The sequence below is a fragment of the Pseudomonas sp. 8Z genome, from assembly GCF_902506535.1.
GTDB lineage: Bacteria > Pseudomonadota > Gammaproteobacteria > Pseudomonadales > Pseudomonadaceae > Aquipseudomonas.
The window spans coordinates 686,689-708,762 of record NZ_LR733826.1; the positions used below are offsets into that span (position 1 = coordinate 686,689).

Consider the following 22,074-nt stretch of genomic DNA (forward strand, 5'->3'; position numbering starts at 1 on the left):
CGCGACCTGAGCCTCGACCCCATCGAGATTGAGCGCAGTACCCAAGGCCATATCCCATTTGGGGAGGTAGTAGCTGTACGCAAGCTTAGGCACTTGCACCGCTTCGTTACCCGGCAAAGGTGAGGAATAGTTGACGAAGTACGTGTTGTTCTTCGCGACATTGACCAACTCGCGATTGATGTACACGCCATTCACATCACGCCGATCATTCAAACTCTTGCCGACATCCACTGGACTGTCGCTGCGAAACAAGCGCACTACGTTGGAGTCATGACCAAAGAAATAGCCATCACTGCCGTACTTGATCTTGGAGAGGATAGCGATAGCCTGCTCACGGCTGGCCATATCCCCCTGACTGGCATTGTCGTAGAGATTCTTAACTGCGCCGACAGCGATCTGAATGTAGCTTTGCAGCTCACTGCGCTTGCCTTCCAGTAAACGCTCACGCGTCTCAGCGACCTCGCCCTCAGCCAAGCTCTGCAGCACTTTGGCAGCCGTCCCGCTCAACACCAGCGCAAACAGTATCACTGGCAATAGAGCCAACAGTATTACCTTGGTCTTCAATGTCAGGCGCATTCTTATTGTCCTCTTGGTCAGGCAGACACAAAAAACGGAGCTACCACGTCTATCGGCAGCTCCGTCCAAGAGTTAAGCGACCTCCAAGCAGAGGTAATTTAACGGCGGGGCCCACCTTTACAGCAGCATAGCGGCGGCCCAACCGAACGCCAGCAGAGGCAGATTGTAATGCAAGAAAGTGGGCACCACGCTATCCCAGATGTGGCTATGCTGGCCATCGACATTCAGCCCTGCGGTCGGCCCCAGTGTCGAGTCCGAGGCAGGAGATCCCGCATCACCCAGGGCTCCAGCGGTGCCAACGATGCAGACGGTGGCTAACGGGCTGAAACCGAGCTGCATAGCCAGTGGGACGAAGATGGCCGCGATGATAGGCACCGTGGAAAAAGACGAGCCGATGCCCATGGTGATCAGCAGCCCGACCAACAACATCAACAACGCACCAACAGCCTTATTGTGGCCGATCAGCTCGACTGCACCGTCAACTAACGCCGTCACATCGCCGGTTGCCTTCATCACTTCAGCAAAACCAGCCGCCGCAATCATGATGAAACCGATCATGGCCATCATCTTCATACCTTCAGTGAACAGGCTGTCCGCCTCTCGCCAGCGCACTACACCAGACACCGAGAAGATGACGAAGCCCACCAACGCACCAACAATCATCGAATCCAGCCAGAGCTGTACAACAAAAGCAGCCGCGATGGCGATACCTGCCACCAGCAGACTCATGGGGTTGTATTGCGTCTTTACACGCTCGGCCTGCTGGATACTCTCCAGATCGTAAACACGCTTGCCTCGATAGCTAAAAAATACCGCGACCAACAATCCACACAACATGCCTAGAGCCGGAATCGTCATAGCATGGGTGATGTTCACCCCCGTCACGTCACCACCAGCGCGCGCGACGTTATCCAGGAGGATTTCATTGAGAAAAATGCTGCCAAAACCGACAGGCAGAAACATATATGGGGTAACCAACCCGAAAGTCAGTACGCACGCGACCAGACGCCGATCCGACTGCTGCTTGCTCATCACATAAAGTAGCGGCGGAACCAACAACGGGATAAATGCGATATGGATGGGCAGGATGTTTTGCGAAGCGATGGCCACAAGTAACAGCAATACGATCATCACCCACTTGAGCACGCTACCGGCATCATCCTTCTGACCACCAACCAACCCTAACGCTTTATCGGTCAGCGCATGGGCCAAACCGGACTTGGCAATGGCGACAGCAAAGGCCCCCAACAGCGCGTAGGACAACGCAACCGTTGCGCCACCTCCCAGCCCCCGATTGAAAGCCGACAACGTCGCTTCAATCCCCAGACCTCCCAGCCACCCACCGGCTAATGCGCCGATGATAAGAGCAACAACTACATGAACCCGACAGAGGCTCAGGGCCAGCATGATGCCAACCGCAGCGATTACAGCGTTCATAAAAAGCCTCCAGCATTCCAAATGCGGCTATCGACCGCAAAAAGCGGCGTACTCTGCCGAATCTGACTACACATGTCAAAACGGCCAGTTCCTCTGCAAATAATCCACTTTCAGCAATATCGAAGGCTGCATGACGACAGGCTTTGAAGTGATAAACCAATGCAGTTGCAACGAGAGGGAAGCCCTGTGCCTTGCCTGACGTTCGGCACTGTTCTAGCGTGCGTGATTTCTGTAGGAGAGAAACGGTATGTTGACCATCGCATTGGTCGCGGGCTCTAGCCGCAACAATGGCCAATCAGGAAAGTCGCGCGTTTTCTCGGTCAACGTCTGACCGCACTCGGCCACACAAGCCAATCGAGCACTAGCATCATCGATCTGAGCATCACCCCCTGCCGCTCTGGCATGCAGATGACGGAGCCCCATGTAAGCTCGATCGACAGCAACAGGCTGCCGCCGATGCAGTGGCGATAATTGCTCCAGAGAGGAATGGCATGACCTGCCCGGCGGTCAAGAATTTCTTCATCCCAACCTTTACCAATAGCATGTGACCGTCAGCGACGTGGCAAAGTGATCATCACTCTCAGCCCGCCTAGCGGGCTGTCTTGCAAAGCAATCGCGCCTCCCCAGGCTTCGACGATATCGCGCACAATCCCCAAACCCAAACCATGACCCGCAACCTGCTCATCCAGGCGGGTGCCACGCCCCAGAACATCTTCACGTCGTGCGGGTTCGATCCCCGGACCATCATCATCAATATGGATCTGCAACGTGCTGCTCTGCTCGACCAGCTCTAACTGTACACGGCTATCAGCCCACTTACAGGCGTTGTCCAACAAATTGCCCAGCAGTTCCAGCACATCTTCACGGTCACGTTGCACAACCAAACCATCAGGGGCTTTCCACTCAAGGTTGAGAGCATGTTCATGAATCATCGCCAAAGTAGCGAACAATCCCGGCAACTCCTGAGCGCAATCGAAGCGTGCACCAGGCAACACCTCTCCAGCCAGCCGTGCACGCCCCAGCTCACGACTCAAGCGCTGTTCGATCTGTTCTAGCTGCTCTCGTAGCGTGGCGCGTAGTTCAGGGTAGGCGCTCAATTCATTGCGCCCCGCCACACTTATCAATACGGCGAGCGGCGTCTTCAATGCGTGACCGAGATTACCCAACGCATTACGTGAGCGTTTGAGTGTCTCCTCGGTATGAGCGAGCAAATGATTGATCTGCGCCACCAATGGCTCCAACTCTTCAGGCACCTGAGCATCCAGCTCACTACGCTGCCCTTGCTGCAACTGGGCAATCTGCTGGCGTACTTGCTCCAGAGGCCTCAACGCGCGTCGCACCGTATAGCGCTGAGCAATGAGGATCAGTAATAGTGCCGCCCCGCCCATCCCCAATCCCAGCCATTGCATGCGCCGAAAACCTTGCAGAATCGGCGCATAGTCCTGTGCCACACTGATCGTAAGATTCTCTCCATAACGCCGGTAATCAGCACGATAGACCAGCAAACGCTGCTCCTGCGGGCCGTCGCCCAGTTCGGAATGCATGCCTGGATCATCGGGTTTAAGCAGCTCGCGATCCCACAATGATCGCGAACGCCAAGTCTGATCGGGGAAATCAATACGGAAATAATGCCCGGAGAATTGCCGCTGAAAGGACGGATCAAGGCGCCGCTCGTCCAACTGCACCCCAGCTGGGCCACGCTCCAGAGCGGCGAGCAGCCCCTGAGCTTCATCCTGAAGGTCATCTTCGAGGTAAGCACGAAGGCCACGGTCAAATACCCATAAGCTCGCTTGCGCCAGTACCAGACCAACAACCAGCAAGGCGCCGGCAAGCCCCAGACTCAGACGCCGTTGAATCGACTTCACCCACGCTCTCCGGTGAAGCGATAGCCCTGACCACGCCGGGTCTCGATCACCTCTCGCCCCAGCTTGCCGCGCAGACGATTGACATGCACTTCGATCACGTTGGAATCACGTTCGGTCTCGCCATCATACAGATGGTCAGCCAGGTGGCTCTTGGACAGAATCTGCCCAGGATGCAGCATGAAATAACGCAGCAGACGAAACTCGGCGGCCGTCAGATCGATGTTCTGCCCCCCGGAACTAACGCACTGGCGGCTTTCGTCCAGTTGCAGACCTGCGGCTTCAAGCTGCGGCTGATTGGCCAGGCCATGCGCGCGGCGCAAAAGTGCCTGGATGCGCAATGCCAGCTCTTCGGGGTGGAAGGGTTTGGTCAGGTAATCGTCGGCCCCCGCTTTCAGGCCTTCGATACGCTCAGCCCATGAACCACGAGCAGTAAGCACCAGCACCGGCGTGGTCAGGCCGCACGCTCGCCACTCTTGCAGCACCTCCAGCCCGGGCTTGCCAGGCAGACCAAGATCCAGAATGATCAGGTCATAAGGCTCCGTCGCCCCTTGATAAGCCGCATCTCGACCATCGGCCAGCCAGTCAACAGCATATCCCTGCCGTGTGAGACTGGCCGTGAGCTCGTCGGCCAACGGCACATGATCCTCAACCAAAAGCAGCCGCATCAGTCGTCTTCCTCATCCTTCAAGATTTTCCCATTGCGAGCGTCCAGTTCGATCTCACGTACCACGCCCGATGGCGTGAGGATCTCGACTTCGTAAACCAGTACGCCATCCTCCTCTTCGAGCTCAGCCTCCAGCAGAGTGGAGCCAGGGTGCTGCTGCTCCAGCTCTTTCATCATCTGCTCGAAGGGCAGGATGACTCCTTCGCGTCGTAGACGCAGGGCTTCGTCCTGGTTGAGGTCACGCGCGACGCTCGGTACAGCACTCAGGGCGCCTAGCACTAAAGTCAGGATGGAGAGGATACGGATACTACTCATCAGTCGTCCTGGTGATGCTTGAGAATGGCGCCTGTGCTGGCATCGAGCTCCAGATCCCATTGCACGCCCTGAGCGTCGCGCAATTCAATCTGATAGATGTAGCGACCATATTCGTCTTCCAGCTCGGTTTCTTCGATGCGGCCACCCGGATGTTGAGCCAAGGCCAGTTCGTTAAGCTGCTCGAACGACTTGATGGTGCCGGCGTCACGCAACCGCAGCGCCTCGTCCGGCCCCAGATCACGGGCTTGGGCAATGGTAACGGTGCCAATGAATACGGCAAAGGCCAGAAGTAAGATCGAAGGTTTCATACATAAGCTCCATCGGCTAATTAAGATGGAACCACTCTATGAGGTAGCACTTAATTCAAGCTGAATCATCGCCAATGCACTCCCATTCATGGGGTGAAGCCACTTGGCCCTGGCCTCCGGCATTCTATAATCGCCAGCTTGCCGAGCGGAGAGCATGATGAGCGCGATACAGATCAAATCCCCTGCCCTGACTATCAAGGCCGGGCATCGAGCCCTGGCCCGTATCCGCAACCAAGGCCTGAGCCCACAGGATGTCGGCATTCTGCCGGGCGCTGCCGGAGGCCCGAAAGGGTTGGGCATCCAGGGATTGGATCTGGCCCTGTTCGGCGATTGGCTCGCGCGCGCACCTCGCGAGCGCGCGCTGATAGGTGCCTCGATTGGTTCCTGGCGATTCGCAAGCGCCTGTCTACCCGACCCAACTGCAGGTATCCGCCGTCTGGGCGAGCTTTACACCTCACAGCGCTTCGCCAAGGGCGTAAGCATGGCAGAGGTGTCCAGCAGTTGCAGGCGCATGCTTGAGGAGTTGCTGGAAGATCAGGACGCCAGCATCATCGGCAACCCTCATTACCGCCTGCATATCGTCGTGGTTAAAAGCCATGGCCTGCTGCAGCATGACCACCGCGGCAAGCTGAGCCTGGGCCTGTCTTCGGTGATCGGCAATAACCTGTTGGCCAGACAGCGTCTGGCACGCCATTTCGATCGCATCATCCTGCACGACGCTCGCCAGTTACCACCTCTTGAGCAGCTCAATGACTTTCGCTCGCACTTCCATACGCTGACCGCGGAAAACCTGCGCCACGCTCTGCTGGCTTCTGGATCAATTCCAATGATCATGGAGGCGATTCGTGAGATTCCCGGACTGCAACCGGGCGTCTATCGCGATGGTGGCCTGCTCGACTACCACCTCGACCTGCCCTACCACGGCGAAGACATCGTGCTCTACCCGCACTTCACTGATCGAGTGATACCGGGCTGGTTTGACAAGAGCATGCCCTGGCGTCGTGGTGACCGCATTCGCCTGCAGGATGTCGTGTTGCTTGCTCCGTCACGCGAATATCTGGCAAGTCTGCCGCACGGCAAACTGCCGGATCGCACGGACTTCAAACGCTACCTGGGTAATGACGCTGGGCGCGAACGTTATTGGCGCCAGGCCATGGCCGAAAGCGTCAGGCTGGGTGACGAGTTTCTCGAGCTGGTCGAGAGTGGCCGCCTTGCAGAACGCCTTCAACCACTCTGATGTCAGCAGAAGTGCTCAACTTGTAGTGCTGCCGTGATAAGGCGGCCACCGTGTCAGACCTGCTAAACTGTGCGACTCAACGCCAGTCAGGCGGAATCATTTACGCGAGCGCTGTTCAGTGGAATTGTTCAAAGAGTTCATCTTCGAGGCGGCCCATCGCCTGCCGCACGTACCGCAAGGGCACAAATGTGGTCGACTGCACGGCCACTCCTTCCGAGTCGCCATCCATATCGAAGGTGAAGTCGACCCCTATACCGGCTGGATTCGCGACTTCTCCGAGATCAAGGCGATCTTCAAGCCGATCTATGAACAGCTCGACCACAACTACCTGAACGAGATCCCCGGCCTGGAGAACCCAACCAGCGAAGTGCTGGCCAAGTGGATCTGGCAACAGGTCAAACCGTTGCTGCCAGAACTATCGCGAGTGCGTATCCACGAAACCTGCACCAGCGGTTGCGAATACCGCGGCGATTGATCAGCACGCCAAAACACCAAAGGCCACCTTCGAGGTGGCCTTTTTATTGGTTCAACGCGCCTGAACCTAGTGCGACATCACAGATTATGCCGCCTTGGTCTGCTTCTCGTCAGACCTTTCCAGCGCGCAAAGAAGAAACCCCAGACCGCTTGCGCGATCTGGGGTTTCGTATAGGAGCTTGACGATGACCTACTCTCACATGGTGAAGCACCACACTACCATCGGCGATGCGTCGTTTCACTACTGAGTTCGGGATGGGATCAGGTGGTTCCAACGCTCTCCGGCCCTCGCTTCGCGAGGGTTCGTTCACTCCATCGCCGCTCCAGAGGCCCGCCACGATGGGCCATCCATGGCCCTCCGTGGCTCTCGCGACATCCTGTCGCTCGACCTCTTCCACGACGACTCCGCTCACCCTCCTGGGCGGGCTCTGCACGCGCCTGAACCAGCAGTAACCCAGAGGCTCTTTGGAGTGGTCTATCAGAATCAAGAGCAGGCGACGCGGCTACTGAGTTAAACCAATAGTTTCAGGCGCGCGAATGGCCCTTTCAGGAGGGTGAGTGGAATCGTTGTGTAGAGGGTTGAGCGGCATGGATGCCGCGAGAGCTGCGATGGGCCAGGGATGGCCCTTCGCAGCGTGCCCTCGGAGCAACGATGGAGTGAAACGTAGCGAAGCGAAGTAACAGCCGAAGGCTGGCCCGAAGGGCGAGCGAAGCGAGTAACGAACCCCGGCGAAGCCGGGGCCGGATGGCAGGGCCAAGACCTTTTGCCTTCTTTTGTGGCGTTTGACAAAAGAAGGTCGCCGGGAGGCGAAACGGGAGATGTCACCAGAATGCCGATAAGCAGCCTGAACAGCGAAAATAACAGCATATCCACACAAACTTGCCAGTCCGGTGCCAATACTGATTTTCCCAAGATTCCGCGAAGAAGCTTTTTATGGGTCCTGGTCGGGGCAGGCGCGATAGCGGATTGGCTAGTGTGTGTTGGCTGTTCGGGGTGTTTTGGGTTTAGCCTGCCCAGCCCGTCCCTCGAAGAGGCAAAACCGTTGTTGATACCTGAATATTAGTGAGCGCCAGGCTGGTCTGGGCTGGACCAATCTTCGAAGGGCGTCTGCAGGTCACGCTCGGGAATTTCCCAGATCAACAACCGCGGTGGCGTCTGCTCGAAAGCCGGGCTTTGCAGATAGTCCTTGGCCGCACCATCGAAGCCGCCACCATCCTTGGCGAAATTGCCCAGGCTGGTGCCCAGCGCCTGCTCCAGAAAACCGACAAAGTTGGAGTTGCGCGAGAACGAGGTGCCAATCAGCGCCACATTGGGCAGTTGGCTATCGCCGAAAAGATCCTCGGCCTCCACCCCGGCCGCCTCGTCGAGCGCACTGAATTGCGAGGCCGCCACACGCTCCACTGCCGGTTGCAAGGCAATAGGCAGCCAATCGATACCCGCCAGCCGCACCAGATCCCCTGGCCGAACCTGTTCGGCGCCAACGCTGCGCGACCATTGTTTGAGCGGGCTTGGCGTCACGGCGAGCCCTGCAACGGCCTTGGCGACGCGTTGCGCAGCAGCAGCGGCGCCGGTTTCGCTCCAGTGCGTATCGGTGCGCAGATAGGCCGCGCTGCCCAGCGGCTGCAGCGTAGCGGTCAGATCAAGGGTGGCGATGCCTGCCTGCTGCAGACTGCCCTGCCACTGCGCCACGCGCGGCGCTAACGCTGGCGAGCGCGGCAGGCCACAGAGCTGCTCAGCCGCGATCCGGCTCTTGTCCGGCACCAACACCACCAGCAGCTCAATACCACGCCCAGCCAACCAGCCGTTGAGCGCCCGCACCTTGTCGGCGCGGGCCTGCGCATTGTGCTGCGCCTGGGTATGCACTTGCAGCTCGTCGGCCAGAAACAACCAGCCCGGACACCCCTGGCGTACACGCGGGCCCAGGTCGCCAATCGCCAGCCAACTGGCCGCCCGCTCAAGATCAGCGGCGCGCTTGGCAAAGGGCACCGCGGTCAGCTCGCGGGCAATACGATGCGTCACCTCACCACTGCGCACATCGGCCCAGCTCGGCGTTTCGGGCAGCAATTGCACCTTGCCGCTGACCAACATGGCCCAGAGGTTGAACCCCAGACCACTGAGCATAAAGGCCAGCATCACCCAGCCAGCCAGTGGGCTCAGGCGAATCATCATGGCGCTGGGCATTACCGGGGCCAGAGACGAGTCTTTCTTCGACATAGACGCCACTCAGAACTGGAAGTACAGAAAGGGGACGGTTTCACGGCTGGCAATCAGCGCGAATGACAACAAGAAGCCGCCAACCGGCCACAGCGCACCAACCGCGCGTAACAGCCAACGCTCTGCGCAGCGCGCCTCGGCCCAGCCCTGAGACAATGGCAACAACAGACAGATCAGCCCCAAAGCGGCGGCAAGCGCATGGCTCAAGCGCAAGGTGGCGGCCATGGCATCACCCAAAGCGAAGCCGTGCAGGCCGAACTGACCGGCGTACATGCCAAGGGCCGTGTCGAAGTCATGAGCCCGAAAGAGCGTCCAGGCCAGGCAAACGAATACGAGCGTCAGGGTATGCGCCAGCCAGGCGGGTAAATCCGGCAGGCCATTGCGGCTCCAGGCCCGATCGATGCACAGGGCGATACCGTGAGCCGCGCCCCAGAGCACGTAGTTCCAGCTATCACCACCGTGCCACAGACCGCCAATGGCCATGATCAGAAACAGGTTGCGGTAGGTTTTCCAAGTACCGAAGCGATTGCCACCCAGGCCGATGTACAGGTAGTCGCGTAGCCAGCTCGACAGTGAGATGTGCCAGCGCCGCCAGAAGTCCTGAATGTTGCGCGCCCAGTACGGGTGATTGAAGTTCTCCGGGAAGTGAAAACCCAGCATCAGCCCAAGACCGATGGCCATGGCGCTGTAACCGGCAAAATCGAAGAACAACTGCAGCGAATACGCCAGGCATCCAATCCAGGCATCGACGAAGGACGGGTTCTGCACACCGAACGCCACGCCGACCAAAGGTGAGAGGCTGTCGGCCACCAGCACCTTCATGCTCATGCCAATCATGAAGCGCCGTGCTCCGAGCGCGAAATTCAGTGCATTGAAGTAGCGCTGATGCAGCTCCTTGCGCACCCAGTCATAGCGAATGATCGGCCCGGCAATCGAGTGGCCGAACATTGCCAGGTACGTGGCGAAGTGGCTGAAACGCCGCTCCACCGGCACCACCTGGCGGTGCACATCGACCAGATAGGAGATGACCTGCAGCACGATAAACGACAGTCCCGCCGGCAAAGCGACCTTCTGCCACTCGAACGGCAATGCGCCGTAGGTCATCAGCATCTGGTTGAAAGTGGCGGCCAGGATGTTGGCGTACTTGTACCAGCACAGCACCAGCACATTGACCGTAATCAGCAGCAGCAACAGATGCCTGCGCGAATGCGGGCGTTCGCGCCGCGCCTCGACCAGCAAGCCTCCGACCCAGCCCAGCACCGTCAAGGCGATGTGCAGCAGCAGGAACATCGGGCTCAGCCAGGCATAGAACAGCCAACTGCCGAACAGCAGAACCGGATTGCGCCCCCCCGGACGAGCCAATGCATAAACCAGCATGAAAGCTGGCAGAAACAGGATCAGAAACTCGACAGAGGCGAAGACCATGATTGAGGTTCAGTTGCTCAGCGTATCTTGCGCCCAGAACAGCTTTGGCCCTTGCGCCGAAGGCACCAGGAACAGGCTGTAGCGTTGCCCGGCGGCCAGCTCACCCAGCTCCAGCGGCGCCCCCACCGAGGCTCCGGCGCAGCGCAGTTGCACAGCCAGTTTCAGCGGATTGATCGAACGCCGTTGCAGACTGCCATCGGCCACGCCCTTGAAGATATCCACCGCGCGCCCGGCCACTTGCACGCCCGCATCCGCGCATGAAGCATCCAGACTGTAGAAGGCCAGGGAGGCTTTGAGAGCATTGAAGTCATCTGGCTGCTCACGCAGCGTAACCAGGCGCAGCCCCTGCGGTGCATCCGGCAAGCCGAATACGGTGGCGAACTCGCCGGGCTCGACACTGACGTCCAGCGCCTGCTCATGACCGCCCTGCTTCAAGCTGCCTTTGACCGGCTTGCCTGCCGGCACGCTGAGAAAGTCCGACGCGCGCGCCTGCTCACTGACGCTCAGGCTCGCCCCCGAACCTTGTGCCTTTAGCTCCAACACGCCGCTACCGGCGTTGAAGAAACGCAGGAAGGCCGAGTCTTCGCTAGGCCCGGTGGGATACAGCGGAATATCGGCAGCCCATGCGGAGCTGGCGCCCCACAGGCAGGCAGCGCCGATTAGCGCAAGGCGGCTCATCATGGTTTCCCCTTGAGGTCAGCGGCAGGCAATTTGCTGATCGCCTCGGCAATGGCATTGCCCCAGGACTTGTAGCCAGCCACCGTGAAGTGCTGACCATCGGTGGTGATCCACTGGCCCGGTTTGGACATTTGCAGCGAGTCGACATAGGTGCAGGGCGCCACGTTGCTGGCGAGGAACTGCGACATCATCTGGGTGCGCTGATCATTCTTCTTGTACTTGCCGCCAACTTTGCCCCAGGCCGGGCCAACCCACACGCACTGGGTTCCGGTAGCGGCAATGGCCTTGGTCAGGCTGGTCACGCTCTGCCAGGCCCAAGCCTTGGGAAAGGCTGGTTTGTCGTAAGACGCCATGGTGTCGCCAATCACCAGCACCACCACATCGGGCTTGTTCTGGCTGATCAGTTCCTTGATCGGCGTGGTCGTGGCGGCACTGCCAATGAGTTGCAGTTTGTCGTTGTTGTCCTGCACGGCGCCGCAGTCGACCTTCTTGCTCACCAGCCAGTCGGCAGCGCTGGCGCCACAGGCACCGATCGAATGCACCTTGGCGCCCTTGGCCACCAGCGCCGCATTCAGCGGTTCAGTCAGGTGGTTCTGCAGGCTCATGTGGCTCTCACCCAACACCAGAAGAGTCAGGCCAGCCAAAACGGAAGAGGACATCGAGCAACTCCTAATGATTGAACGACTTAAATTCCGTATTCAGTTCGTTCGAGACTTACGAATAACTTCAAGCTCATTGGCGATGGCCGCACCCCAGACGTTGTAACCGTCCTGCGTCAGGTGCGTGCCATCACGGGTCTTCCATTGACCGGGCGTAGAAAACTTGAGGGAGTCGATATAAGTACACGGCGCGACATTGGCGGACAGAAAGCTCGCCATCTGCTTGGCCTTTGCATAGGTCTTGCCGTACTTGCCGCCTTCGGTGCCCCAATTAGGGCCGACCCATGCACATGCGGTCTTAGTTTCGGCAATGGCCTTGGTCAAACTTGAGGTTTGCTGCCATATCCAGGTTTTCGGCAGTGAAGGCTTGTCATAGCTGGCCATGGTGTCGCCCATGACCACCAGCACCAGATCCGGTTTGTCTTGGGCAATCAGTTCTTTTATCGGTGTTGTTTGAGTGTTGAGCGGCAGTTTCTTCACAGGCTCATCACCCCGGCGCTCTGCCGCACCACACGAACCGCCCACTGTTGCATTGAGCCAATCACCGGCATTGGCGCCGCAAATGCCGATTGAATGCACCTGCGCGCCACGGCGAGTGAGGTCATCGTGCAACCCGGTAATCAAACTGCCTGGCAGCGCCATATTGCTATCGCCAACAACCAATATGGATAAACCAACCAATAAAGATGCAGCCATGGCGATTCCTTAATTCGAATAAGGGGAGGTATAGGGCGAAACAGGGAGCGCCATCGCCCCGGTTTGCTCTTCAAACATGTAGCGCAGGTATAAACCGCCATTCCACTGCTGGTAGTTCTGGCCGTTATCCACACCCACATGCCCACCCAAGAACCAGTTACGGTCGAGGCGATACTCCGCAGCGCCTGACAGGCTGTAGCCGATGGCGGTTGTATTGTCGCTTGCGTAAACCGCAGGCCGCCCCAGTGCTGCGCTCGCAGCGGCCTGCCGCGCCGAGTCCCCAGGGAAGAAGTCGGCCCCATCCTGTTGAATCGACTGAATACCGACCGAGCCCTTGAGTTGGAAGGTGAAGCGATCGAAGCGCTCGGCCCATGTCACAGGCACACCCAAGGCGAGGAATGACTGCGGGCTGAAATAACCGCCGTGACCATAGGTGTAGAAACCCAAGTTATCGCTGTAGCGAATACCGGTAAAACTCAGACCAACGGTTGATTGGCTGAACTCGTCGTTTTGCCAATACCAATAGGCCCCTGTGCTCAGCTCCATGCGGTCATTGTCTTGCACGTCGTGGCCCAGCAGCCGGTGCCAAGAGCCACTGACATAAGCACCGACTTTATTGTCGTCGTAGGCCAACTGGGCACGCCCGCCGTTGGCGGTGACGCCACCCCACTTCAACCCGCTGCGTTCATCTTCAGCCCCGGCAAACGACAGCACGCTATCGGTCACTGCACGCCGCGACACCGCGACGCCCCAATTAAGATCGGGCTGCCCGGCAAACCGGCGATTGACGCTGATGCCGCCGACCGGCGTGCTGTAGAGAAAGCCACTGGGCGTGATGCCGATATCGGATTTCATGCCATAGGCCGGGCTGTCAAAGGCCACAGCCACGCCGACACCCGACGCGTCCTGGCTGCCCGCAGCAACGCTGGGCGCCAGAGGGCCATCACCAAAACGATTGGCGGCACTCGCCGACACGCTGCCCGCACGCAGGGAAACCGGCGTAACACGCAAAGCCACACGGTTATCGCCAAGCGCCATGCTGGCTTCAAACGGCGCCTGCACATCGGTCATTTGCCCCATGCCCGACTCACCATCGCTGGTGCGTGCCGTCACGCCCTGCACCACGTAGGGGCTGCGCGCTTGCACGATGGAGTCCAGGGCGCGGGCCGCATCGCTGCGAGCGGCGGGCGTGTCCGCCGTGTCGTCAGCCTGGGCAAGCGCAAACGGGTTACTGGGCTTTTGCGTGGTGTCCTGTTTGGCGAGGCTCTGCGTGCGGCTGAACAGCGAGTTATCGTCAGATGAGTGGAAAGTCGGCAACAGTATCTCGCCCGGCACTTTTTTCGGTTTGGGCGCCACCGCCAGGTTTTCGCTCGGCTCTGGAATTGCCGCGTGCTGAGGCAAGGTCTTGGCACTCAAACCCACCCCAGTGAATGGATTAGGCGCGGCTCGCGTCTGGGCCATAGCCGCTGCTCGTGGCTCAGGTAGCGCGGTTTTGTCGCGATTTTCTTGCGCGACGACCTTGCTCAACAATTGCTCAGCCGTACCGGAGCGCCCCATGAAGTTGTACACCTTGGCAGCCATCGCCAGTATGGTGCGGTCATGCGGGGCCAGGGCTAGCGCTCGCTCCAGAGCATCATTGGCGTAAGCCGTTTGAAACTGCTGCGACGCCATATCCGCCGCGCCAACCAGCAAGTTGGCATCATTGGGAAAGCGCTCGACCAGGGGTTTGAAAATCTCCAGAGCTTTGCCGCTATCGCCATTTTCGGCGTACATACGCGCCAGCGCCGACAGCGCCAATGGATCTTGCGGGCGCTCGGCCAATGCAGGCTCTAACGTGGCATAGGCGCGCTCCAACTCACCACGCTGACGCAGTTCCTCCGCCTGGCGTACGCGGTAGGTAAAGGACAAATCAGCAAACTGCTTGCGCTGCGCCGGTGTCATTGGCCGCGATTGCAGATCACGCAAGATACCCGCGACCTCGACATCCTGCTGCGCGCGCAGCATCACACCGGCATAACTGAGCATCAGCGTTACATCCGTGCGCGAGCTGCGCGCCAACAAATTACGCATCAAGCCAACGGCATACTCGGGGTCGTCGGCATCGACAGCCGCCAACGCCAGGGCCGTGGTGCGTTGCACATCACCCCCGGTCTTGTCCTCCAGACGCCGCAGGAACGCGCGCGCTTCACGACGCTGCCCCTGGTTGATCACTTTACGGATGCTTTGCAGCTCGATATTGAAGCTCAGATCCGACTCCAGGCTCTGTATCTCAGCGCTACGCTGATTGGCCGGGATACGCGCCAGCAGCTCACGCGCCCGGGCAAAATCCTCAAGCTGCGCCGCCAGCAGCGCACTGGTGTGCAGCGCGTCCACATCGTTGGGCGCTCTCTTGAGCAGCTCATCCATCTGTCGGCGTGCGGCGGCAACATCGCCACGGTCGGCATATACCCTCGCCAGGGAAAAATTGGCCCAGGCATTATTGGGGTCTTCCCGCAAAGCCGCCTCAAGCTCAGCGCGCAGTGCGCCGAGATCACCGCGCTGCTCAGCCTGCTTGGCACGTTGTAGGGCGGCTTCGGCCCGCAGCCTGGCAACACCACCGACCTTTTTTTGCTCGGATTCGGACATACCAGCCAGCAGGCGTAGCGCCTCATCGACACGCCCCTGCCCGCTCAACACCATCACCAGGCCACGCAAAGCGCGCGCCTGCTGCTGTTGCATGGCAAGTACCTGGCGATAACCGGCTTCGGCGGCAGCCAACTGACCGCGCTGAGCCTGCACATCAGCCTGGGTGATGATCGCTTCACTGTCGTCGGGTCTTAACTGACGCGCCCGCTCCAGCAACACCAGGGCATCGCTCGCCTTGTCGTTGTCAATCTGCGCGCGCGCCTGCTTCAGCACGGCCCAATAGCGCACGTCGTTCAGGGCGTTCTGCCACGTGCGGCCACCGTTGCTGATGGCGCTGGTGATCAATACGTCGGCGTCTTCCAGGCGATCCTGCCGCTGGCGCACCAGGCCGAGGCCACCCAGGGCGTCGGCATCTTTTGGATGAGCCTTGAGATAGGTGCTGAAGATCTGTTCGGCCTCCGCCAGATTCTTGCGTTCGAGCGCCTTGAAGCCTTTGTCCAGAACCGGATCGCGCTTCCAGCCTGCGGTGGCGCTATTGAGCGTGCGCCCCTTGGCCAAAAGGCCGCGGATTTCGTCGTCGTCCGGGTGCACGCTCAAGAACTGCTCGAACAGCGGCTGAGCCGACTTGTTCGGTGGCCCCATCCAGGTCAGTGCCATGCGCCATGTTTCATCGGCGGCGCCGCCGATGTCCTGGCGCTTGGCAAGCTGCGCAAGCAGGCCAATGCCCTCGGGCCGCGTATCGGCGCGGCGTACCAGGTGCTGGGCGAAGAAGAGCTTGGTATAGGGCTCTTTCGGGTATTCGCGCATCAGCCGTTCAAAGCCACTGCGTGACTCTGGCCAATATTTGTCGACGAAACCCAGGCTGTTGTAATACTCGCGCCCGATCAGCCCCTGCGCAGGTCGTCCTTCCAGTAATTGGATATAGGCCTCAGCGGCTTTAACCGGCTCCTCACTTTCAACCAGCACGCGCGCTTCGTTGAGTTGCGCCTCCTTGGCCGGGTCCTGCAAGAGAATGTCTTGTGCAAGCAGCAACGCCTGGCGGCTATTGGGGGCACTGGCCTGCAACTTTTCTAGATAGCTCTGCGCCAGTGGCAGGTCCTTCTTCTGCACAGCAAGCAACCCCAGGCCATACAAGGCATCAGGCTGAGTCGCATCAATCAGCAATAGCTTCTGCCACACCTCAGTGGCGCGCCCTGGGTTTTCCTGGGTTTGCCAATACAGGCCTTGTTCGATCAACAGGTTTTCGGGCGGCTCAGTGGCGGCGTTAGCGGCGCTGCAAGCGCTCGCCAGCATAAGCGCCAGTGTTAGCGATTGGTGTCGGCGCATGGCATTTCCCAATATGGCTGTAGGCGGCCATCTGCGGCAAAACGGTAGCGCCCGTCAGCCCAGCCCAGGCCAAACAGGCTCAGCATGTAGTCGTAATACATGGGCGCAGTGGCAGTGCCTGCCTGCCACTTAGCAAAAGCGTCACGGGCGCGGTTGTATTGCAGATCGGCCAGCCAGGGCTGATTGAGCGCACGCAGGAATGGCACGGTGGCGGCGGAAAAACCAATGATGCTGAAGCCTTCGGTTTCACCGGTCAGCACGTTGGCCTTTTCAGGCGGCATGCCCTTGGCGGCAATCGCCCGGCTCATGCCCTGCAATTTATCGAGGACAGGCCTGAACAGCGGGTCTTGCGGGTGCGTCATCCCGGCCCACAAATACACGCGGATCGCGTCGTAACTGCTGTAGTCGCCGCCCAGCGGGGCCGTGGTAAATACCCCCGAGGTTTGCGACACCGCCCGATAGCCAATCCAGTCGGCGGCGAATCCGTGCTCGCCGTTTCCTGCGATCAAGCCCGGCGTCTGCTTGGCAATCGCCTCCCAGGGCCCGGCGGCATCGATGGCGGCCAGCCGCCGCATGATGAACAGCGGCTGGTAACTCGGGTTGAGGCGCCACAGATGGCCGGGATACTCGAAGCCAAAAGGTCCCGGCAGCAACACATGCCCCAGGCCCGGCAACGACTTGACTTCACGCCCTTTGATTTGCGCCAACAGCGCTAGGCCATCTGCGCGATAGGCCGGTTTATGCCAAAGCCGGTCGGCTTCGAGCAGCGCGTAGGCGAACCACAAATCGGCATCTGACGCCGAATTGCTGTCCTGTGTCTTCCACTGGCCATCCTGGCCTTGCCCCCAATGCCAGGCAGGCAAGGTGTTGACCGGATCATTGCCCGCCAGGTTTTCTCGGCTCCAACGCCAGATATTGGCAAAGCGCTCCTGATCATTAGCCACCAAGGCGAAGAACAGTGCATAGGATTGACCTTCCGAAGAGCTGTGATTCTTCTCGAAGCTCGACTCCAGAACACGCCCATCGGCCTGAACCCACTGCTTGGCATACAGATCCCAAAGCGGCCACGACGCGTGGCATTGCGTAGCCGCCGCAAGCGGAAAACTGCTGAGCAACAGCACGCTGCAGAGCAAACGTCGCAGCATCACTCGCTACCCTTGAGCCGCGAACGGGCGCGGGCCTTGAGCGTGGCATAGAGGCATACGCTGGCCAGCAGCACGCCCAACGCCGTGATCAGCAGCATCCAGCCCAGGCTATGCGCCAGGCGCCATTGCACATAGCGGAACCACCCCAGCTCACCGACGTAATATTGCTCATCGGCGACCAGCGAGTTGATGCGTTTGTCGTTGACCACCGCCAGGCTGCCCTGGATCGATTGCTCGTACTCCTCGCCTCCGCGCAAGGCGGTCGTCAACACATCGAGATCGGCTGGCTGGCGGGCGGCGATCACCACCACGCTGCGCCCACGATCCAGTGGCGACTCGAAACCGGCTAGGTAGTTATTCACCGAGCCGTCGCTCAATGACAGGCTGCTGCGGGCTTTTTGCAGGTTGACCTGCGGATCGCTGCCGACCCAGTCCTGAACGCGATGCACCAGATCAGACAGCTCAAAGCGTGCGGTGCCGCCCAGGCTCGCTGGCAAGTATTGCGCCCAGCGCTTGAGCAGAGGCTGATTGTCGCCGGAAGCCAGCACCAACAGATCCTTGCCGCGCATGGCCGCCTCATCATCGGCACTGACTACGCTCAAGGCCGTAGCCGGCAAGCCGGTCGATTCACCAAAGCCACCGACCACATCGAGCAGCGCGGAGATGTCCTGCGCGCCCGCTTCGCTCGGCATCACCACTGCCGTTTCGGACAGGTCGGCCATGCGCGTGAAGGGGAAGCCGCTACTCTGGAACACGCCCAGGTTAGGCATGCCAATGAAGTGCTTGTAGCCGCTCAGGTCGATGCTCGAATCCGGCTCGATGGTGCCACGCATGTTGTCGATGATGATGTCACGGCATTCACCCTGCTTGATGAAGTCGTACATGAAGCGCAACTGCAAGGACGACTGCAGCGGCAGTCTATCGAGCGGTATGCGCAGAGTCGCTTCACGCAGCAGGCTGTCATCCTGTTGCAGCTTGGCCATCAGTGTCTGGTCATCCTTGAGACGCTCTTGTGATGGCAACGGCAGAGACTTGATGAACTTGCCACTGACGCTGATCAGCAGCGACGAGTTGGTCGACTGAGGCTGCGGCGTGTAACGGTATTTCAAGCGCAGCGGTACACCGTCCTCACGCCAGTGGAACAAATCCGGCGGCAAGCGCATGGGCAAGTTGATGGTGCCCGGATCGTAGCCAGACACGCTCATCTTCTTGGGATCGATCAGCGCGCCCAGTTGCACAGGGCGATCGCTGGGCAGCCAGTTGGGCGCATCGTACGGTTTGCGCGGCTGCAGTTTTTCGAACGGACCAACCTGCGCCTGCTCTCCGTTGAGCGTATGGCTGCCCATGACCAGCGCCTGCGCCGCCTGCTTGAGCTGTTCACTGTCACGCCCGGAGATGATCAGCAGCTTGCCGTAGGGATCATTCGGGTTGCTCTGCAAGCTCAGCGTCGGCGCCGTGACCGGCTCATCGGAAAGCCCCGCCACAGGCTGTGCCGCGATACGGAACAGCACCGCATTGCCTTGTGCGGGCAGGTCATTGAACTGCACCGGGAAGTGCGCTTTGCGGTAACTGGCCAATGCACCAAACCACGAAGCCACCGCTGACGCCGCCTCCAGGGTGCGGGCATCGCGCGCGCCGGCAAATACGAAGGGCAGTTCGAGCAGGCGTGAATCGCGCGAGTCGAACAAGGGCTGCGGCAACAGTGCCAGATCATTGGGCAACTGCAGCGGCGTGGTCTTGATCTGTAGCTCGCTGCTGTTGTTGACCTTGGCCCAGAGGCTGGTATTGAGCGGGTCCTCGCACTGCATCGTGTAATGGCCGATCAACTGCAGGGTCAGGCGGTTGAAGTCGGTAATCAGGTAGGCGGGAATCTGCACGGTCTGGCGCTGCACGCTACCTGCCGTCTCCTTGGGCAACGGCAGGCTGACAGCGACCTGATTGTTGACCATCACATTGAGCTGCGACAGCTCAGGGATCAACGCCGGCGAATAGCTGTACTCAAGGTTGAGCCGGGCATCGGTGACAACCTGATCGGCACGAATATCGAAGGGCACGCTGTCACTGCCTTCAACGCCGCGCAGGTTCATCACGTAATCCGCGCCGAGCTGCTTGAGCGTGGCGCTAAAGGTGGGCTCGAAGTCGAGCGCAGCGGGGCTTGGCTCAGGCTCCGCGACGCCCTCCTCCTGCGCCCAAACCCAAGGGCTCAGCAGCGACGCGAGCAAGCACACAGGCACGAGCCACGCTCGGGCATTGGGTAATGCGAGATGAACGATGCTCATGTCTTCCTCGGTTCGGTAGTCGCCAGGCGTGGCAAGCGCCGCAGTTCGCCATAGGTGGCGCGTGATAACTGGCGCACCCCGCGCCAGCCAATAAGGCCGATTTCGGCCAAGGCCGCCAAGAGCGTGTCGCGCGGGCCCTGGCCCCAAGCCGAGGCCCAGATATCGGCACGGGAAAAGGTCTTGCGCGTCAGCTCGTACTGCTGGCGCAAATTGAGGTGGATAAAGCTCAAACCGATGCTGCCCGATCGACTGAAAACCACCTGCGCAGGCAGCGGCATACCCTCACCATCGTGGTCGAACGCGAGCTGTAGCGACTGCCGGTTAGGCACCTCAACCCCTACGGGCAAGTGGATACCTATGCCGCCCTGGGAAAAGTCGCTGGTTTCGCAATCAACCCGGCGGCCATCGGGCAGATACAGGCTGACCGGCAGATTGGCGAAGACGCGAGGCTCGTTACGGATCTGCCGGATCTCACTGGCCACCGCCACTGCAGCCGAGCTGATGACGATGTTGTAGAAGGTCCAGAGCATGTTGATCAGCAGGGTGGCCGTATTGTCACCGGCGTCAAAAGCCAGCTTGTAGCTACCCACCGCAAGCCCAACGAAATTGAGCAGCAGCACGATGATGTAAGGGCGCGCCATCTTCCAGTCGAAGAAGCCCTTGTCGATCACCCCACCTTTGGCCGTGACGTTGAACTGACCGAGCTTGGGGCTGACCATGGCCAACAGAACCGGGCGCATGATGTACCAGGCCAGTACGGTTTCGTAGACCTCGTTCCAGAACGAGTGGCGAAAACGCCCCTGAATGGTCGAGTTGGTCAGACTCGCGGTGAGAATGTGCGGCACCGCATAAGCCAGAATGAGCAAGGCAGGCGCCTGGAATATCTGCGCGTCGAAGACCAGATAAGCCAGCGGCGCGGTGAGAAAGACCAGCCGCGGCAGCCCGTAGAAAAAGTGCAGCATGGCGTTGAGGTAACACAGGCGCTGCCCCCACGACAGGCCACGCCCCAGCAGTGGATTGTCGGTGCGGAATATCTGCGCCATGCCACGCGCCCAGCGGATGCGCTGGCCGATATGCCCGGAGAGACTCTCGGTCGCCAGGCCAGCGGCTTGCGGCAGTGGCAGGTAAGCCGTGTTGTAGCCCTTGCGGCTCAGTTTGAGCGCGGTGTGAGCATCCTCGGTCACCGTTTCCACCGCGACACCGCCAATTTCTTCGAGCGGCCCGCGCCGGATGATGGCGCAGGAACCGCAGAAAAAGGCCGCATTCCACAGGTCGTTGCCATCTTGCACCAGGCCGTAGAACAGTTCGCCCTCATTGGGTACGTGGCGGAACGTATCGAGATTCTTCTCGAACGGATCAGGCGAGAAGAAGAAGTGCGGCGTCTGCAACAACGCCAGTTTCTTGTCCTTGAGAAACCAGCCCATGCCGACCTGGAGGAAAGAACGCGTTGGTACGTGGTCGGCATCGAAGATGGCGATGAACTCACCCGAGGTCTGTTTCAACGCATTGTTGAGGTTGCCAGCCTTCGCATGGCTATTGTCCGAACGGGTGATGTAGCCGACACCCGCCTGCTGGCAGAACAGCCGAAACTCCTCGCGGCGACCATCATCGAGCACGTAGACCTTGAGCTTGTCGCGAGGCCAGTCGATCGCCTGCGCAGCGAGCGTAGTGAGACGGATGATCTCCAGCGGCTCGTTGTAGGTCGGGATATACAGATCGACGGTAGGCCACTCGCGGCTGTCCGCCGGTAACACACAAGGGCGGCGCTGTAGCGGCCAGGCTGTCTGTACATAACCGAGCAACAATACCAACAGCGCATAGAGCTCGGCGGCCACCAACCCATAACCGAAGGCGATATCCAGCGGGTTTTCGAACCCCAGGGAAGATGTCACCCGCCAGTACATGTAGCGCAAGGAGGCGATGGCCGACATCAGAATCATCACCAGCACAGCAAACCGACCAGCACGCCGACGCAGCAGCAATACCGCCGTCAACCCGACAGCACTGAACAGCATCTGCGCCTCAAGCTCAAGCGGTGCGACAGTCACCATCAGCAACAGCACAGCCGACATCAGCCACAGGACCTTGGCACTCCAGCCCCGCAGCGACAGGTTGTCCAAGCGCTCTAGCCTGCCTGCGCGCGCCATACC

At 59.7% G+C, this 22,074-nt stretch carries 16 protein-coding genes, 1 rRNA gene and 1 pseudogene; 2 read left to right on the forward strand and 16 right to left on the reverse strand.

Translation table 11 applies throughout. The annotated features are described in order from the left end of the window. Positions 1-48: 48 nt before the first annotated feature. From AERO9A_RS22840 to AERO9A_RS12600, 6 genes and pseudogenes are all read right to left on the reverse strand, one after another. Positions 49-576: pseudogene (locus AERO9A_RS22840) on the reverse strand (cache domain-containing protein); the annotation flags it as partial. 117 nt (positions 577-693) lie between these two features. Next, a complete protein-coding gene (locus AERO9A_RS12580; RefSeq protein ID WP_159972277.1) occupies positions 694-2,013 on the reverse strand; it encodes a Na+/H+ antiporter family protein in 1,320 nt (439 codons plus the stop codon). 551 nt (positions 2,014-2,564) lie between these two features. Then, positions 2,565-3,878, reverse strand: a complete 1,314-nt coding sequence (locus AERO9A_RS12585; protein ID WP_159972278.1) for a sensor histidine kinase — start codon at positions 3,876-3,878, stop codon at positions 2,565-2,567. Then, the gene (locus AERO9A_RS12590; protein WP_159972279.1) at positions 3,875-4,543 is read right to left on the reverse strand and encodes a response regulator transcription factor; all 669 of its coding nucleotides are present in this window, start codon (positions 4,541-4,543) and stop codon (positions 3,875-3,877) included. The genes AERO9A_RS12585 and AERO9A_RS12590 overlap by 4 nt, the downstream gene beginning before the upstream one ends. Then, entirely contained in the window at positions 4,543-4,857 is a 315-nt protein-coding gene (locus AERO9A_RS12595; RefSeq protein WP_159972280.1) for a PepSY domain-containing protein, read from the reverse strand. Before AERO9A_RS12595 ends, AERO9A_RS12590 begins: the two co-directional genes overlap by 1 nt. After that, positions 4,857-5,165 carry a PepSY domain-containing protein gene (locus AERO9A_RS12600; protein ID WP_159972281.1) on the reverse strand — a complete coding sequence of 103 codons (309 nt, stop codon included), beginning with the start codon at positions 5,163-5,165 and terminating at the stop codon, positions 4,857-4,859. The genes AERO9A_RS12595 and AERO9A_RS12600 overlap by 1 nt, the downstream gene beginning before the upstream one ends. 157 nt (positions 5,166-5,322) lie before the next feature. Here AERO9A_RS12600 and AERO9A_RS12605 point away from each other — a divergent pair, with 157 nt between their 5' ends. Both AERO9A_RS12605 and queD read left to right on the forward strand, forming a co-directional pair. Next, on the forward strand, positions 5,323-6,402 hold the full coding sequence (locus tag AERO9A_RS12605) for a patatin-like phospholipase family protein (protein WP_159972282.1): 1,080 nt from the start codon (positions 5,323-5,325) through the stop codon (positions 6,400-6,402). 118 nt (positions 6,403-6,520) lie between these two features. Beyond that, positions 6,521-6,877 (forward strand): 6-carboxytetrahydropterin synthase QueD, encoded by a 357-nt coding sequence (gene queD, locus AERO9A_RS12610; protein WP_159972283.1) that lies wholly within the window; start codon positions 6,521-6,523, stop codon positions 6,875-6,877. A 176-nt stretch (positions 6,878-7,053) separates the two neighbouring features. Here queD and rrf read toward each other — a convergent pair. The 10 genes from rrf to bcsA all read right to left on the reverse strand — a co-directional run bounded on the left by rrf (position 7,054) and on the right by bcsA (position 22,071). Next, positions 7,054-7,169 (reverse strand): 5S ribosomal RNA (rrf, locus tag AERO9A_RS12615). A gap of 767 nt (positions 7,170-7,936) precedes the next feature. Beyond that, positions 7,937-9,091 (reverse strand): cell division protein FtsQ, encoded by a 1,155-nt coding sequence (locus tag AERO9A_RS12620; RefSeq protein ID WP_178111129.1) that lies wholly within the window; start codon positions 9,089-9,091, stop codon positions 7,937-7,939. Positions 9,092-9,100: 9 nt separating this feature from the next. After that, complete coding sequence (locus AERO9A_RS12625; RefSeq protein WP_159972284.1) at positions 9,101-10,516, reverse strand: MBOAT family protein; 1,416 nt, start codon at positions 10,514-10,516, stop codon at positions 9,101-9,103. Positions 10,517-10,525: 9 nt separating this feature from the next. Next, positions 10,526-11,194: an alginate O-acetyltransferase AlgF gene (locus AERO9A_RS12630; RefSeq protein ID WP_159972327.1), complete on the reverse strand. Its 669-nt coding sequence runs from the start codon at positions 11,192-11,194 to the stop codon at positions 10,526-10,528. After that, on the reverse strand, positions 11,194-11,853 hold the full coding sequence (locus tag AERO9A_RS12635; protein ID WP_159972285.1) for an SGNH/GDSL hydrolase family protein: 660 nt from the start codon (positions 11,851-11,853) through the stop codon (positions 11,194-11,196). The genes AERO9A_RS12630 and AERO9A_RS12635 overlap by 1 nt, the downstream gene beginning before the upstream one ends. Positions 11,854-11,892: 39 nt before the next feature. Then, entirely contained in the window at positions 11,893-12,549 is a 657-nt protein-coding gene (locus AERO9A_RS12640; protein WP_159972286.1) for an SGNH/GDSL hydrolase family protein, read from the reverse strand. Positions 12,550-12,558: 9 nt separating this feature from the next. After that, positions 12,559-16,500 (reverse strand): cellulose biosynthesis protein BcsC, encoded by a 3,942-nt coding sequence (locus AERO9A_RS12645; RefSeq protein ID WP_159972287.1) that lies wholly within the window; start codon positions 16,498-16,500, stop codon positions 12,559-12,561. After that, positions 16,479-17,645 carry a cellulose synthase complex periplasmic endoglucanase BcsZ gene (gene bcsZ / locus AERO9A_RS12650; RefSeq protein ID WP_159972288.1) on the reverse strand — a complete coding sequence of 389 codons (1,167 nt, stop codon included), beginning with the start codon at positions 17,643-17,645 and terminating at the stop codon, positions 16,479-16,481. Before bcsZ ends, AERO9A_RS12645 begins: the two co-directional genes overlap by 22 nt. Further along, positions 17,645-19,924, reverse strand: a complete 2,280-nt coding sequence (gene bcsB / locus AERO9A_RS12655; RefSeq protein ID WP_159972289.1) for a cellulose biosynthesis cyclic di-GMP-binding regulatory protein BcsB — start codon at positions 19,922-19,924, stop codon at positions 17,645-17,647. The genes bcsZ and bcsB overlap by 1 nt, the downstream gene beginning before the upstream one ends. Continuing rightward, positions 19,921-22,071: a UDP-forming cellulose synthase catalytic subunit gene (bcsA, locus tag AERO9A_RS12660; RefSeq protein WP_159972290.1), complete on the reverse strand. Its 2,151-nt coding sequence runs from the start codon at positions 22,069-22,071 to the stop codon at positions 19,921-19,923. The genes bcsB and bcsA overlap by 4 nt, the downstream gene beginning before the upstream one ends. Positions 22,072-22,074 lie beyond the last annotated feature (3 nt).